Here is a 14,044-nt window from a genome sequence, read left to right as displayed (position 1 = left end):
TTGTCCTCCTATGAATGTTCTTTGGGAAGGTATACTGTAAACACTGTACCTCTTCCTGGTTCACTATGAAATTCAACCATCCCACCAAGTTGATTGACGGTTTCCTTCACATTAGCCAGCCCATATCCTCTCGGCTCATGAGATCTTTTATTTGTGAATCCTCTATGAAAGAGAAAGGCATGGTCTTCGATAGGAATGCCATTTCCATTATCATGGATTTCAAAAATAATATCATGGCCTATGTCCGTTGCAAAGAATGTTACCGTCGGATTTTTATCACGATCCGCAACAGCCTCAAACGCATTATCTACCAAATTGCCAATCATCACAATGAGGTGTGTCAAGTTAATATGATCAGGAAGCTTCTGCAGGGAACTATTTGCATCCACTTCAAATGTAACTTTCTTTTCCGAAGCCTTCCCAATTTTCCCAAGTAAAATAGCCTGTATCCTGCTATCTTCTATTTGATTAAAAAGAATACGGTTTTTCACCTCAACGTTTGTCGTTTCATTCTGAATCATATCAAACGCTTCATCATACTCTTCAAGCTGCAGCAAACTTGACAACACGTACAATTTATTCGTGAATTCGTGGGTTTGAGCCCGTAGGTCTTCCGAATAACGTTGAACTTCAGAAATGGTATTGAGCATTTCCTCGATTTCCGTTTTATCACGAAACGAAGCAACTACCCCTTTCACCTGATTCTGGTGAAAAATTGGCGCCCGATTTACAATGATTGTCTTATCCTCCAGCAGCAGCTCTTGGTCCATTTGAGCTTCTCCTGTTTCGAAAATCTGATATGGATGAGAGTCAGGCATAAGTTTTTCAATGTTTAAGTGACGGAAATCTCCCTTAATATTCAATAGTTTTCGCGCGGTCTGATTCATCATCATGACCCTTCCCGTATCGTCATATGACAACAAACCTTCTCTAATCGATTGTAAAATAGCATCTTTTTCCGTGTACAAAGTAGCGATCTGGTAAGGTTCTAATCCCATCGTATCCTTACGAATATTCTTGGCCAGCAAGACACTTCCGCCAGCAGCTATAAGGAGCACGATTAGTGATTTAAATGAAACCCTAAGTACATTTTGAAAAATCTGCTCTTTGATATCCTTTATTAGAATACCAACAGACACAATCCCAATAATTTGACCATTGTTATTAAAAATCGGCGACTTGCCTCTCAGTGAAGGCCCCAATGAACCTACAGCTCGTGAAGTGTAGTACTTCCCCTCAACCAGAGCTCGATAATTATCTTCACCAACCATTTTCTCGCCGATTCGTTCAGGTATAGGATGGGAATAGCGAATGCCTTCTTTACTGCCAACCACAACAAATTCTGCTCCAATTTCTTTTCTGATTCTTTCGGCTATAGGCTGAATCGTTTCAGCAGGGTCATCTGTTTGAATGGCACTGCTCACTTCAGGTATAAACGAAATGGTCTTCGAGATCTTTAAGGCCAACTGGGCTTTTTGCTTTTCAATCTCTTTCGCTTCCAAATAAGTAAAGGATGCGGTCAATAGAATGATAATCAAAAAGGCAAGGGATAAAACGAGAACCAGTATTTTAGTTTGCAGCGATAGTTTCAAAGATTACAACATCCTCCTACATTTACCTTCGTATAAGTACCTTTTCAGGGAAAGAACCCTGTATTCTTGTTCATACTATCATAGATGATGAACTGAGAGAGACATTGCAACGTGGAAAAAGGGGAGATCCGGGAGCTAAAATTGCTACTGTCTTAGCAAATAAAATATTGGTGAATTCGCTTCATCCCTTGACAAACCTCTGGTCGGCCAGTATGATCACTATCAATTCGAACTTAATTACGGGGAGATAAAGATGAAAATTTATGTTGATGCAGATGCTTGTCCGGTAAAAGATATTATTATCTCTGAAGTTACGAATGAGGATATTCCTGTCATCCTTGTTACTAGTTTTTCTCATTATTCCAATGCGGAACAACAATCAGGAGTGGAAACCATTTATGTTGATTCTGGGCCAGAAGCTGCAGATTATCGAATTATGAAGTTAGCAGAAATGGAAGACATCATTGTTACCCAAGATTATGGCCTTGCTTCCCTAGCCTTAGCAAAAGGTTGTACAGTCCTTCACCATAAAGGGTTTATTTATACCAACGAGAACATCGACCAATTATTACAAACACGTTATTTGAGTGCGATGGCTCGAAAAAGCGGAAAGCGTACAAAGGGTCCAAAGCCATTTTCCTCGGCGGATAAGGAGAAGTTTAGAGAGGTTTTTAAAACCGTCCTTACAAAGTAAAAGGTGCTTAATCTTACAAACCAGGGTCCTCACTAGTGTATGACACTTATAGAGGACCTTTTTAATCACAATAATTATTTTAATGTGCCTTCAAGTGAGAATAAACGGTCGTATTGAATAGTTGCATGTAATAATAGGAAAAGTTTCATTCAAGATCTCCCTCTAGATTAATTTTTCTAGTTCCCATGAACGAATTAATTGTTCAGTTCTGTGCCTGGGACGGTAATCCATGGGTCACCCTTTTCTCTCAGCTTGTCAAAGATACTCTTATTTCTATCTCGTAAAGATTCCTTATTATGGCTTTGCACGCCCTCCTTCACCTCAGCTAACCTCGTTACACCCTTCTGCTGCCATTGCCTTAAAATTCCGTCAATGTATTGGAAAAATAATTTATTTTGACGTACCGCAATTTTCAGTGCTTCCATCACCAATTCTTCCGACAGTTCCTCACACCATTCTTTCATGCTCTCTGCAATGAACGGAGTCACTGGTCCGATATTTTGGTCGTAAAAAGAATGAAGAATTGGACTGACTACTAGTACTACTTCTTTCTGTTTCTTTTTCTGTTTAACTAATGGGGAATCCTTATGGAAATTGCTGTAGTCCATTATTGTCTGCACGGAGATCATCTGATAGACCGCACTCAAGTTTGACCCTCTTGCTTTATGGATGATATAGCCTTTTTCTTTCAGCTCATTTCGTGCCCGCTTGAAGGTTCCATCACTCAATCCGGCTTTTGAACTTAACACGGATGCAGCAACTGTAAATTCCTTCTTCCATCCAGCTTTATTATTAATGTGCAACAGCGCATGCCATAACGAATTTGCTGCGCCAGACAGCGGGTTAACCTCGAGTTGGTTATAAAATGCATTGATTTCCTTTAGATAGTTCATTTGTTAATTCCTCCTTGATATGGTGTTGAAGACAGCCAGCACTCTTTTTCATTCTGAGTGAATAACTCCTTCTATACCTATAATCGTGTGCCGCGCAGAATAGGTGTCTTTGAGGTTGAAAATTTTTTAAACACAAAAAAGAAGCTGCCCAATTGCAGCTTCTCTCGTAAATTAATGATTAAATATCGTATTTGTCTAAAGCTTGTTCCAGGCTATTCATGTAAATAACCTCAAGAGCAGCATCCATCTTATGAAGAAGCATCGCTTGACGTGGTTGAATCCCAATAATAATTAATTCAGTCCCCATGTAGAAAAGCGATGTCATAATCTGTTTTAACCCTGCAATTCCTTCTTGCTGCATATCGCCTACAGCTGTGAAGTCAATAAGTACACGGTCGACATCTTTCGTTCGAACGGTATATAGGAGACTATCTTCAATAGCTCGTATTTTATCGTTGTTGATGTCTCCAAATAACGGGACTAACCCTGACTCCTCAGTTAATTTTATAAAAGGAGCAGATAAGCGATTATTCTGATGCATAGCTTCTTCAAGCTTTTCTTTCTCTTCCAATAGTTCAAGATTGGTATCATTCAACCTCGTACGCAGTTGACTTAAGGTGTTAGTAATTTTCGTCAGCTTTTCGTCTTTGAGAATAATGAGAACATGAGCATACAGTTCTCCTTCCCATACTACATGCATGTCAACTGTAAGAGGAGTGGAGGAATAGCTCGGAGGGCGTACAAGCACCTCTAAGGAAGCCTTTGCGTGTTCCGGGGTCACCCATTGCTTTACCTTTAGGATACTGTCCTCATCTACTAACTCTAGTAAATCAAATGGTTGTCCGAATATTTCTTTCGCTTCTTCTGTAAAAGATTGAATCTTATAATTCTTATTGATTATGAGTTGAGGCAAAGGAAAAGCCGGATCAACTTGATTCATTAAATATGCCTTCCCTTCCTTCACTAAGCCAATGATTCAACTGACTTAAATCTTTAATCACAATGACTTGTTCTGACAAAAACTCCTCAAGCCCGAGTTTTCGTGTCATTCTTCCACCAATCAAAATGGTAGGTTTCCAATCCAACGCGAGATAATCTTGTAATTGTTTTTTCAACGATGGCAGTCGATAACTTAGAGCTGCTGATATCCCGATCACTTGCGGCTTGTATCGGGTTATGTGTTTCATCGCATGGGCTGCGGGCAGATTGGGACCCAAATAATGGACTTGCCACCCCTTCTCTTTGAACGTATCTGCAACCATTTTTAACCCTAAATAGTGTTGTTCCTCTTCGACGCCAAACAATAAGACTTTATCCTTCATTCCGCCAAGGTCTTTAGACGCCAAGGAACTTCCAATTTTTGTCAACACAAAGTCACAAATGGCTGTAGCCAGGTGTTCATCGGCGACAGTTATTTTATTTTGTTCCCAAAGTTTACCGATATAGTACATGGCCGGTGTTAGCAAATCTTCAAATAAATAAAGCTTAGGATGAGCTTCAATTACTTGATCAATATACTGGAGGGCCCTCTCTTCATCCCCATCGAGGAAAAAGTGTGCCAGTTGTTGGTAGTGTTCCATAGTCATCACCTCTCTATAGAAGAAAGTTTAGCAAGCGCCTTCTGCAAATAAGAAAGGTAGGCATCCTGCTCCTCACGACTCTCCATCTCTGCCTGTTTGATTAAACGATGTAACCGCTCAAAGTTATCAATGATGAGCGCCGTCCCTACATTTCGTGATGTAAGAATAGTGTTCAACCACTCTGTATAGTCAAGGAAAAAGGAAACAGAATTCATCTCATAGGCTGTTGTTAAGTGATCGAGATGATGGTAATTATCCTCTTCCGTACGCTTATGGCCATTCTCGCCAAAGCGCTCCCACAAGTTCGGATACGCCTGATAGATTTCTTCCACCGAGGTGGAAACTATTTCGTCCCTTACTTGTTTTCTCATGTCGCCACAACCATGTATTTCGAGACTTTCGGAACAATTCCTTGCAGTTCCTCGTCAGGGTATTTCTTCTCAAGTTCATGAATTTTCTTAAATTCTTCACTGCGTGCCCAATTTAAATAGGATTGCTTATCTTCCCATTCCATATGAACAGTGATTTCCCCAGGTTTTCGCTCATTTTGTAAAAGTTGAAAAGAACGGAAACCCTCGGCCTGATCCACCAACCGGGAACGATTCTGGTAGATAGCAATTAAATCATCAGCTTTATGATCGGGAACCGTAACCATTGAGTCTACTACAAACACAAGTGCCTTCCTCCAATTCCTGCATCTTCTCTAAATTTAAGTTTAAAGGGTCAGAAGTACTTATGTAAAGTCATACCGTTTAACGCTTCCCTCAACAAAAGCTCTTCGTCAGGTCCTGGCGAAGAGCTTTTTGAATGATGAGCCTATTCACTGACAGCTATCGATGATTCAGCGCCCGAATGAACACTCTAGATACGAACCGTGCGATCAAACCTGCAGCCAATGCCGTGATAATACTCATAACAACATGATCCGTGAGAGATAATCCCGCTTGAAACCCTACGGCCAGCATAATGCCTATAAAAAACCCCACCATCGCCTTTTGACTATTTGAATACTCCATTCCAACCGTCCCTTCACAGGCTTTGCTGTACAGCAACCTGAATCGATACTTGTCTCTAGCTTATCCCATTTTCTCCTATTAAAACCGTTGAAAAGGACACTTTATCGCATTAATAAAGGAAGGGCCAGATCATTCCTGGACCTTCCTTTTCCTATTACATATGTAGAATAAAAAACCAGAACATCCATGCACGGGCTGTTCTGGTTTCTTTTGTATGGACATTACTTCTCTTGAAGTACATCTGATTCATGTTGGTATTCTTCTGGAATAAGTTCCCCGTCATTCATCCCGCACTCGGGACATTGACACCAGAGATAAGCTGCCTTTTTGTCATGAAAATCTTTACGATCCACTTTCAAAATCTTCGCTTCATCATGGAAGCATTGTCTGCACCGCTTCTGTATCAAGTCTCCTGCTCGATATTCTCTCATTATTTATCGCCTCCAGATTAGGTGGACTCAATTTGAATAATAACATGAGAATCTGGTGATTAACATGTCTATCTGCTAACAGTTTCATTACATTTTAAAGGAAAAGTTAACAGACTATACATAATATTAGATTTACACTTTACGTAAGATTAGAAGATCAAGATGAGAGGGTATAGTAGGGAATATACACAACATCATATAGGGGTGTCAAAATGAAGATGAATAATAAAATTCAATCCATAATAAAAAAATACCAAAATATGTCCAAGCGGGAGAAACGGCACCAAATTTATTCTAACCTTTGGGTAACGCCCATCATCTATGCAGGTATCGCTTTGATGCTTTTTGTCATAACGGTTTGGGCCGACTTAAAAATGGACTTTGGAGAAATGATGCCCTTTGTGTTTAGTGCAAGTTTTCAATTAACTAGTACTTTCCTTAGTACCTTAACAGCAGGGCTGTTATCGCTGACTTCCTTTACTTTTTATGGTGTCTTAACGGCTCTAACCACGTTTGCCTCCCAATTTTTACCGAGAATACTTAAGAATTTCATGATGACGAGAGGAACACAGCGAACAATCGGAATCTTTATAGGCAGCTTACTTTTCCCAGATGAACGAAACTCCATATATCGGTTTAGTCATCCTTTTACATTCAGGCAAAAAAAAACAAGGTCAGAGCTATACCCTGACCTTGTTTACACAACTGTGTTAATAAGACGCATCCTCATTATCTTTATTTTTCTTACTTTCCTCTTTTTCACTATCCTTGAACCTCAACAAGTCACCATAAACAACTTTGTCAGAATAGCCAAGTTCTGTTTCGGCTTTTTCTTTTAATGGTGCACAAGTCTTAGAATCGATTTCTTCTCCCGTTTCTTTTTCGTAACAGACGTTTTGTTGTGCGGCATATACATACTTGTCCGTTACAACACTTCCGTCACGAAGGATTGTTTCACTCTTACGGTTTTTATTTAACAGATCTGTACCGAACTGGACATCATTTTTCTGTTCAACCCCGAGAAGATTTAAGATGGTCGGCTTCACATCTATCTGTCCGCCAACAGTATCCATCTCTTTTCCTTCCATTCCTGGAACATGAATGATCAAAGGCACTTTCTGTAATTGAATGTGTTCGAATGGACGGATTTCTTTTCCAAGAATCTTGCTCATTGCACGGTTATGGTTTTCGGAAATCCCATAGTGATCTCCGTAAAGGACAAAAATGGTATCTTTATATTCGCCTTGTTCTTTCATCATCTGGAAGAATTTCTTAATCGATTCATCCATATAGCGAACGGTCTGGAAATAGCGATCGACAGACCCATCACCTGTATTGGCAGGGTCAATCATTTTCATATTTTCATTATCTAATATATAAGGGTAATGGTTCGTCATCGTTATGAACTTCGCGTAATAGGGTTCTTCTAAACCTTTCAGCATCGGCATGGATTGTTCGAAGAAAGGAATATCCTTCAACCCATAGTTTACGGAGTTCTCTTCGGTCACATTATACTCTTTTTTAGAGAAGTAATGGTCATACCCAAGGCTTTGATACATCACATCACGGTTCCAGAAACTTGCGTGGTTACCGTGGAAGCTTACAGGTGTGTACCCTTCATTTTTCAAAATCTCAGGAGTCGCATTAAACTCGTTATTGGCGTTCGTTGTAAATACGGCTCCTCGATCTAGTCCGTACATGGAGTTATCAATAATAAACTCTGAGTCAGATGTTTTTCCTTGGCCTGTATTATGATAGAAATTACTAAAGTAAAAGCTATCCTCTTTCAAGTCATTTAAAAATGGTGTGATTTCTTGTCCATTTAATTTACGATCGATGACAAAATTCTGGGTAGATTCAAGGGAAATAAGCACAACATTTTTTCCTTCCGCTTTTCCAAAGTACTTCCCTTTGGCTCCCATTTTACCTTGTTGTGAGTTCACGTAGTTTAAGACTTCAGACAGTTCATTACTGTCTGCCATGACACGATGGGAGGACGTTTTTGCAGTCATGACCGTATCATAGATATGATAATTATAGATTCCTAGCAATTTAACAAGTTTTGCACGATCGAACGTTCTTACAAGCAATTGTGGCCGTTCCAATTCAGCTAAGCCTAAGTTTACGACGGCAAATCCTAGAGATGCAGCAAAAATCATGGCTATTGTTTTTCTACGGAATTCCATAGCTGGACGAACCTTTTTAGCGACCAACCATGTGATTAAAATGACAATATCAATCCAATAAAGCAAGTCCATTGGATGAATCAACGCCTTGGTACTTCCACCCAAGTCACCGAAGTTCTTATATTGCATAAGAACGGGAAGTGTAATGTAGTCATTAAAGAATCTGTAATACACTACGTTTGCATAAAGAGCCAGGGACATTAAGAAATAAATCGTCATGAACGCTTTATTTCGACGCTTCGGTTTGAAAAAGAGCGAAAGCCCTAAGAAAAATAGGATAGAACTGATCGGCGTAATGATTATAATAAATTGTTGAATTGCATTCTCAATATCTAGTGTAAATGCTATATGAAGGGCGAAATAAGTTTTTGCCCATAATAAAACTGCAGCTACTGTAAAGAAAAACCAACCCTTTTTTAATAGGTCTTGTTGTTGATTAAACATAATAAACCTCCTAATGCAGCTGTGAAGTTGGGATAACAATTATACAATTTAACAGGGAATTGTCGTGAAGTACATTACATTTGGCTACCATTTTGTTAAATATTTGTTACAATGATAGATTTTTTTGAAGAAAGGGCGCGATTTACTATTTTAGAATCGCACCCCTATCTTGCAGTATCATTCCTTTGTCATATTATATGTTTCTTTTTTCCGCATACAAAACATGCAAAATAGCATTTAATTGCAAGGTTTCAACAGCATATCCTTGTTTCTCAAACCAATCAATGAGTTTTGAACGATTCGCATAAAACTCATCTTGAATCGCTTCAACTGCTTCTTGATTCCCTTCCTGCTCATAAGAAAAGAGCTTGATCTACAAGCTCCTTTTTGACGAACGTGCTTTATTAGCCGTTCGCTCTCTTTTCCTTTGACGGGCTTTCGCTACTTTCATTCGCATTGACCCATATGTCACGACTCCTATGCAAAAATCAATAATTAAGAATCCGATACCCATCAAAGCTGAAAATTCAAAACCAATGATCAATGTGTATAGATTAAACACTATAATAGCAGATAATATCCAGTAGCTTTTTTTTTTTCTTTGAAAGAATGTCGTAGAAAATATCACTAATGCTAAACTAAAAGCAACTAGATGTCCTATGAATGTTGTCGAATAAAATACAATATCACTGTTCATGCTACCACCTCCACTTACAGCACGTACTATTCTACCAATTTAACAGAAAACCAGGCAATAATCATGATTAGAAACTATATTATGTAGAAATTGAATGCTGATCATGCATCTCTTTCACATTCATAATTTATAAAGATTATTTGGTAAAAAACCAAACACCAAATAAGATCACACCTACCGTGGCCCATATAGAAGATTGTACTTTACCTTGTTTTGAGTTATTTTGAACCTTTCTTGTTGCCAAGTGAACAATAATTCCTATTCCTGCAAAAGCAATCGTCAACCACAATAACCAACTCAAACAAATCCCTCCCGCTCCATACCAGTGTACTGGTTGAGCTCAACAATACAAAAGGCATTATCAAAGATAATACCTTCGTTAAAAGTATTCGAGACTTATCCCAACATAAATGATGAGGGAAACGGCTATAAACCCCGAGAAAAATAGTACCTTGTTAAACTTAGACCAATTCTTCATCCAGCCCCAGCGTTTTCGATCAACATCAACCCAGAAAAAATCCACTGTTACAGCTACTATAATAAGTAAGAAAGCTGAGAAAGCACCCATCGTGACTCTCCCATTTGGAAAATCCTGTTCTACATTTAGTATAGCATGAAGTAAACACTAATATCCAAATAATTCCTATTCAAGCCAAAGCAATACTCCAATAACCACCATACTGCTTAAACAAATCTCTACAAGGGACACCTTGAAATTGGCTCGATTTTCCAAAAACCTCCACTCCACATAGGCCTGCAAACCAAACTGACTTATGATCAACAACATCGAAATTAGAAACAAGAGTAGGTTCTGACCCGGAAATATGATAAAACATGCAATCAAGGACATTACAAAACCAATTCGTAATGTCCAATCCCATTTTTCATGAAACTCGTTAAGGTGATTATAGGAAAACCATTTCTTTTTATCGGCGTCCATTTTCCATCGCAGGATGGCTGGAATTCCCCCGATAATCATCGCAACGCCACCAAGGATCGTAATCAATTTCAGCCAAAACCAGGGCGGCAGTCCGTAGTGCTCCATAAAACAATAGCCTCCTATTTCTATGTCTACTGTTTCATACGAAGTTAGACCACAGGAGGTTTCAAAATTTCGAAATATTCATAACTAGTAATCAGTGAATCCCTGATTACTTTTCGCTCCAACGGAAAAAACGTGAGGCCAGGATGGTAGAAACAACCCCTATCCCAATCAGAACGCTGACTTCCAAGCCGTATTCCATAATGGGAGCTTCATTCCATGTTCCGCGCAATAATTGAATGACATAGTAAAGCGGCAAAGCCTTGGCGGCATATTGAAGGACAGTGGGCATGAATTCCAGTGGAAACGTCGCTCCAGATAAAAATAGCATCAAGTTCAGAAATAAGGCGCTGATGGCTGCAGCAGCCTGTGTGTTTTTAGCAAGGGAGGTCACAAACAGTGCAAATGGGAAAAAGGCCAGAATACTAATGACCAACCCAAGGATCGTACTCCAAATATAGTCCGGAAGGGTAAGATCATACATGAGCATGCCGAACACCATGAGCAGCAAGGCCGATATAAAGAAAATTACAGTGCCCTGAAACGTATGTGCGGCAAGGATTTTCCAGGGCTGGAGCGGGGTAGACTGATAGCGTCTCAGCACACCTGTTTCACGGTACCCTGCTAATACGGTGCCAAGGGTAAAGAACGAGGTGGTAACGATGTTAACACCAATCCATGAAGGAACAAACATTTCTGCGAAAGCCAGGCCGCTCATTTCACCTCCCACAAACATAGAACCGAAGAGCCAAATCATGGCGACCGGAAATAAAAACGTCCAGAACACGTTAAGTCGATCCCTGAAAAACATTTTGGTTTCTATGGCTGAAAGTCTGATAATGGCTTTCATCTCATTGCCCCTTTTCCAAGTAATGAATAAACAAATCATCTAGTGATCCTTTTTCAAACTTGAAGTCTGAAAGCGGGATCTCGTTATCCTGGCAGTAATGAAACAAGTGATAGGCGGTCTGCTGCCGGCTATCGCTAAACAGAGTAAACCGCTCGCCTTCTTGTTCAACCCGCACAACATCGGGCAATGCAAGCAAGTCGTCATAGACTAGCTTATCGCTTTCTACAACGAGGGACTGCCCTGCGATTTGCTGTAATAACGCTTCAGGTGTATTCAATGCTTTCAGCTGCCCGTGATAAATCATAGCGACACGATCACAAAGCTTCTCTGCTTCCTCCATATAATGAGTCGTCATCACTATGGTTGATCCTTGCTCTCTCAGCAATCGGATCAAAGACCACATTTCCCTGCGCGCATGAGGGTCAAGTCCCATACTCGGCTCATCCAGAAATAGCAGCTCTGGCTTATGCAAGGTCGCCAGTGCAAGCGTCACACGCTGCTGCCAGCCGCCAGATAGATCTTCAAAGCGGCCGTCCATCTTTTCATCTAAACCTAATAATTCAATGAGGTAATCTTTCTGGGTGGGTGTTTCATAGAAAGATGAGAACAGGTTTAATGCTTCTTTTACTTGCATCTTCTTCTGGATCGCCGTAGCCTGAAATTGCACGCCAATCCGTTTGTTTAACTCCCTGAGATGTTTGCTGGGGTTAAGCCCAAGAACATCAATGTTTCCCTGTGTCGGCTTACTTATCCCTTCAAGCATTTCGAGCGTTGTCGTTTTCCCTGCACCGTTCGGACCAATAATCCCAAAGATTTCCCCTTTTTGTACCGAAAACGAAATATCCTGCACAGCCTGCACCTGTCCAAAGGACTTCGATACATGTTCGACGGTGATTACATGTTCCATAGTTCCCTCTCCCCACAATGTGACTAAGATTTTTTCATACAATTAGCAGCGGTTGACGTACAGCTTTTTTAGTAATACGTTCGAGGGGTGAGAAAGTTTCGTAATTTTTCAAAAAAATAAAGCCCCTCACCAGTCAGCACTAATGAGAGGCTATGCTTCTTATTCTTTTTTTCTAATATTATATTTCCAGGCCTGATCTTCATCCATCATCCGCTTCGCCGCGTAAATCAAGAGAAATTGAATAAAGATGATCGGCAGTCCCATCAGTCCTGAAACTACTTCTAACGGTGCTAATCCGCCAATCCGCATCAGAACGAGAGCAACGACTGTAATCACGGCAGAAATCACAACACGGAGCGTTTTCGAGGGTTCATGCTTACTCATATCCCGCGTGCTGGTATAAGCCGCTACCGTGTACGTAGTGGAATCAAGTGTAGTCGTTAAGAAAATAAGGGCAACGATCATAAAGATCACAATCGAGACCGCCCCAAATGGCAGGGTCGAGAGGATCTCTGGGATGGCTGCCATTCGTGCTTCTTCCTGAACAAATTGCAAGATTGAGGCATCTTCCGTGAGATATCTGTGCACCCCTAAGCCGCCGAGTACGCCTGTAGCTACCCAGGAAAGCAGTGTTGGTGCCAGCAGATAGGTGAGGATCATTTCTTTGATCGTTCTGCCTTTTGAAATTTTCGCAGCGAATACACTGTGAAGCATGGCCCATGTGGCACTATAGGCAAACCAGAACACGGTATTGCTCTGCATGTGAGTAGTTTGACCTTGGTGCACAGACTCTGTGTTTAAAGAAATAGTTACATAGTTCGATAATAGAAATGAAACAGTGTCCGTAAAATAGCTTAATATAAACACACCAGGGCCGGCTACTAGAATAAATAAAGCGAAAAGTCCTGCTAAATACATATTAAGTGTACTTAACCGTTTGATCCCTTTATCAATGCCTAAGTAAGCACTGATTGAGAATAATAACACCCAAATGACTGTGACAATGATAGTCATGCCAAAGTTCACTTCTATGCCTAGCAGGTTAGATAAATTATGGGTAATGATCGGCGTACCCAGCCCTAACGTTACGGCTGCTCCTGCCAGGATACTAATTAAAAATAGGATATCGAGTGCTTTTCCTCCCCATCCATCTGTAAAACGATCACCGAAGATGACTCGACAAGCTTCAGATATTCTCATTAACGGTCGTTTTTTAACATGAAGAATATATCCCATTGCCGGAGCGGCCATTACGAAAATAGCGAAAACCTGGAATCCCCATAGAAACATGCTGTAGGCGTTCCCCCACAGCAATGCTTCTGCGGAACCTGGTTCTACCCCAATGGGAGGATCGTTTGCGACCGACGTCCATTGCAGCATTCCTGTTCGCATTACCGTCGAACCGAGCCCCATCGCAATCAGGATTGACGCGTATTCAAAGAATGAAAACTCAGGTTTTTCGTTCGGGTCCCCGAGCACGACTTGACCATATTTAGAAAAAGATAAATACAACCCTGCACCAACGAGAATAATTCCATACCAAAGATATCCCCAGCTGAATACTTCTACTATATAGGCGAAAATAGAATTCAGCAGGGCTAATGATTCTTCCTCATATAAGGCAAAAGGTATACTGATTGCGATAATAATCAACAATGCGGGTACAAATATTTTATAATCTATTAATTTCTTGCTTTTCATCAAATCCTCCT

General features: G+C 40.4%; 17 protein-coding genes and 1 pseudogene. 2 read left to right on the top strand and 16 right to left on the bottom strand.

Annotation, left to right across the window (positions count from 1 at the left end; all coding sequences use genetic code 11):
• Positions 1 to 8: 8 nt before the first annotated feature.
• Positions 9 to 1,592 (bottom strand): ATP-binding protein, encoded by a 1,584-nt coding sequence (locus tag B5354_RS03985; RefSeq protein ID WP_079526121.1) that lies wholly within the window; start codon positions 1,590 to 1,592, stop codon positions 9 to 11.
• Between the two features lie 253 nt (positions 1,593 to 1,845).
• Between B5354_RS03985 and B5354_RS03980 the strand changes: the two genes are divergently transcribed.
• Entirely contained in the window at positions 1,846 to 2,286 is a 441-nt protein-coding gene (locus tag B5354_RS03980; protein ID WP_079526119.1) for a YaiI/YqxD family protein, read from the top strand.
• A 194-nt stretch (positions 2,287 to 2,480) separates the two neighbouring features.
• Here B5354_RS03980 and B5354_RS03975 read toward each other — a convergent pair whose 3' ends face one another.
• From B5354_RS03975 to B5354_RS03945, 7 genes are all read right to left on the bottom strand, one after another.
• Entirely contained in the window at positions 2,481 to 3,179 is a 699-nt protein-coding gene (locus B5354_RS03975) for a DnaD domain-containing protein (RefSeq protein ID WP_079526117.1), read from the bottom strand.
• Positions 3,180 to 3,357: 178 nt separating this feature from the next.
• Positions 3,358 to 4,119: an STAS domain-containing protein gene (locus tag B5354_RS03970; RefSeq protein WP_079526115.1), complete on the bottom strand. Its 762-nt coding sequence runs from the start codon at positions 4,117 to 4,119 to the stop codon at positions 3,358 to 3,360.
• Entirely contained in the window at positions 4,106 to 4,759 is a 654-nt protein-coding gene (locus B5354_RS03965) for a cobalamin B12-binding domain-containing protein (RefSeq protein WP_079526113.1), read from the bottom strand. The genes B5354_RS03970 and B5354_RS03965 overlap by 14 nt, the downstream gene beginning before the upstream one ends.
• 5 nt (positions 4,760 to 4,764) lie before the next feature.
• On the bottom strand, positions 4,765 to 5,130 hold the full coding sequence (locus B5354_RS03960) for a hypothetical protein (RefSeq protein ID WP_079526111.1): 366 nt from the start codon (positions 5,128 to 5,130) through the stop codon (positions 4,765 to 4,767).
• Entirely contained in the window at positions 5,127 to 5,432 is a 306-nt protein-coding gene (locus tag B5354_RS03955) for an antibiotic biosynthesis monooxygenase family protein (protein WP_079526109.1), read from the bottom strand. The genes B5354_RS03960 and B5354_RS03955 overlap by 4 nt, the downstream gene beginning before the upstream one ends.
• A 157-nt stretch (positions 5,433 to 5,589) precedes the next feature.
• A complete protein-coding gene (locus B5354_RS03950; protein ID WP_079526107.1) occupies positions 5,590 to 5,775 on the bottom strand; it encodes a hypothetical protein in 186 nt (61 codons plus the stop codon).
• 221 nt (positions 5,776 to 5,996) lie between these two features.
• On the bottom strand, positions 5,997 to 6,206 hold the full coding sequence (locus B5354_RS03945; protein WP_079526106.1) for a hypothetical protein: 210 nt from the start codon (positions 6,204 to 6,206) through the stop codon (positions 5,997 to 5,999).
• 212 nt (positions 6,207 to 6,418) lie between these two features.
• On the opposite strand from B5354_RS03945, the pseudogene B5354_RS21055 reads away from it, so the two are divergent.
• Positions 6,419 to 6,802, top strand: a pseudogene (locus B5354_RS21055) (DUF2254 family protein); the annotation flags it as partial.
• A gap of 114 nt (positions 6,803 to 6,916) precedes the next feature.
• Here the strand turns inward: B5354_RS21055 and B5354_RS03935 are convergent.
• From B5354_RS03935 to B5354_RS03905, 8 genes are all read right to left on the bottom strand, one after another.
• Positions 6,917 to 8,836 carry an LTA synthase family protein gene (locus B5354_RS03935; RefSeq protein ID WP_079526101.1) on the bottom strand — a complete coding sequence of 640 codons (1,920 nt, stop codon included), beginning with the start codon at positions 8,834 to 8,836 and terminating at the stop codon, positions 6,917 to 6,919.
• Between the two features lie 373 nt (positions 8,837 to 9,209).
• A complete protein-coding gene (locus B5354_RS03930; protein WP_079526099.1) occupies positions 9,210 to 9,533 on the bottom strand; it encodes a hypothetical protein in 324 nt (107 codons plus the stop codon).
• Positions 9,534 to 9,669: 136 nt separating this feature from the next.
• Positions 9,670 to 9,834 (bottom strand): hypothetical protein, encoded by a 165-nt coding sequence (locus B5354_RS20415; protein ID WP_176142401.1) that lies wholly within the window; start codon positions 9,832 to 9,834, stop codon positions 9,670 to 9,672.
• Between the two features lie 78 nt (positions 9,835 to 9,912).
• Complete coding sequence (locus B5354_RS03925; RefSeq protein ID WP_079526098.1) at positions 9,913 to 10,101, bottom strand: hypothetical protein; 189 nt, start codon at positions 10,099 to 10,101, stop codon at positions 9,913 to 9,915.
• Between the two features lie 75 nt (positions 10,102 to 10,176).
• Entirely contained in the window at positions 10,177 to 10,578 is a 402-nt protein-coding gene (locus B5354_RS03920) for a DUF4181 domain-containing protein (RefSeq protein ID WP_079526096.1), read from the bottom strand.
• Positions 10,579 to 10,684: 106 nt separating this feature from the next.
• Positions 10,685 to 11,425, bottom strand: coding sequence for an ABC transporter permease (locus B5354_RS03915; protein ID WP_079526094.1), 741 nt, complete (start codon positions 11,423 to 11,425; stop codon positions 10,685 to 10,687).
• A 1-nt stretch (position 11,426) separates the two neighbouring features.
• On the bottom strand, positions 11,427 to 12,332 hold the full coding sequence (locus B5354_RS03910; protein ID WP_079526093.1) for an ABC transporter ATP-binding protein: 906 nt from the start codon (positions 12,330 to 12,332) through the stop codon (positions 11,427 to 11,429).
• Positions 12,333 to 12,491: 159 nt separating this feature from the next.
• On the bottom strand, positions 12,492 to 14,033 hold the full coding sequence (locus B5354_RS03905; protein ID WP_079526768.1) for a BCCT family transporter: 1,542 nt from the start codon (positions 14,031 to 14,033) through the stop codon (positions 12,492 to 12,494).
• Positions 14,034 to 14,044 lie beyond the last annotated feature (11 nt).

It is taken from the genome of Halobacillus hunanensis (assembly GCF_900166655.1).
Taxonomy (GTDB): Bacteria; Bacillota; Bacilli; order Bacillales; family Halobacillaceae; genus Halobacillus_A; species Halobacillus_A hunanensis.
The sequence above is the reverse complement of the archived record's forward strand: the minus strand, read 5'-3'. Positions and strand labels throughout refer to the sequence as shown.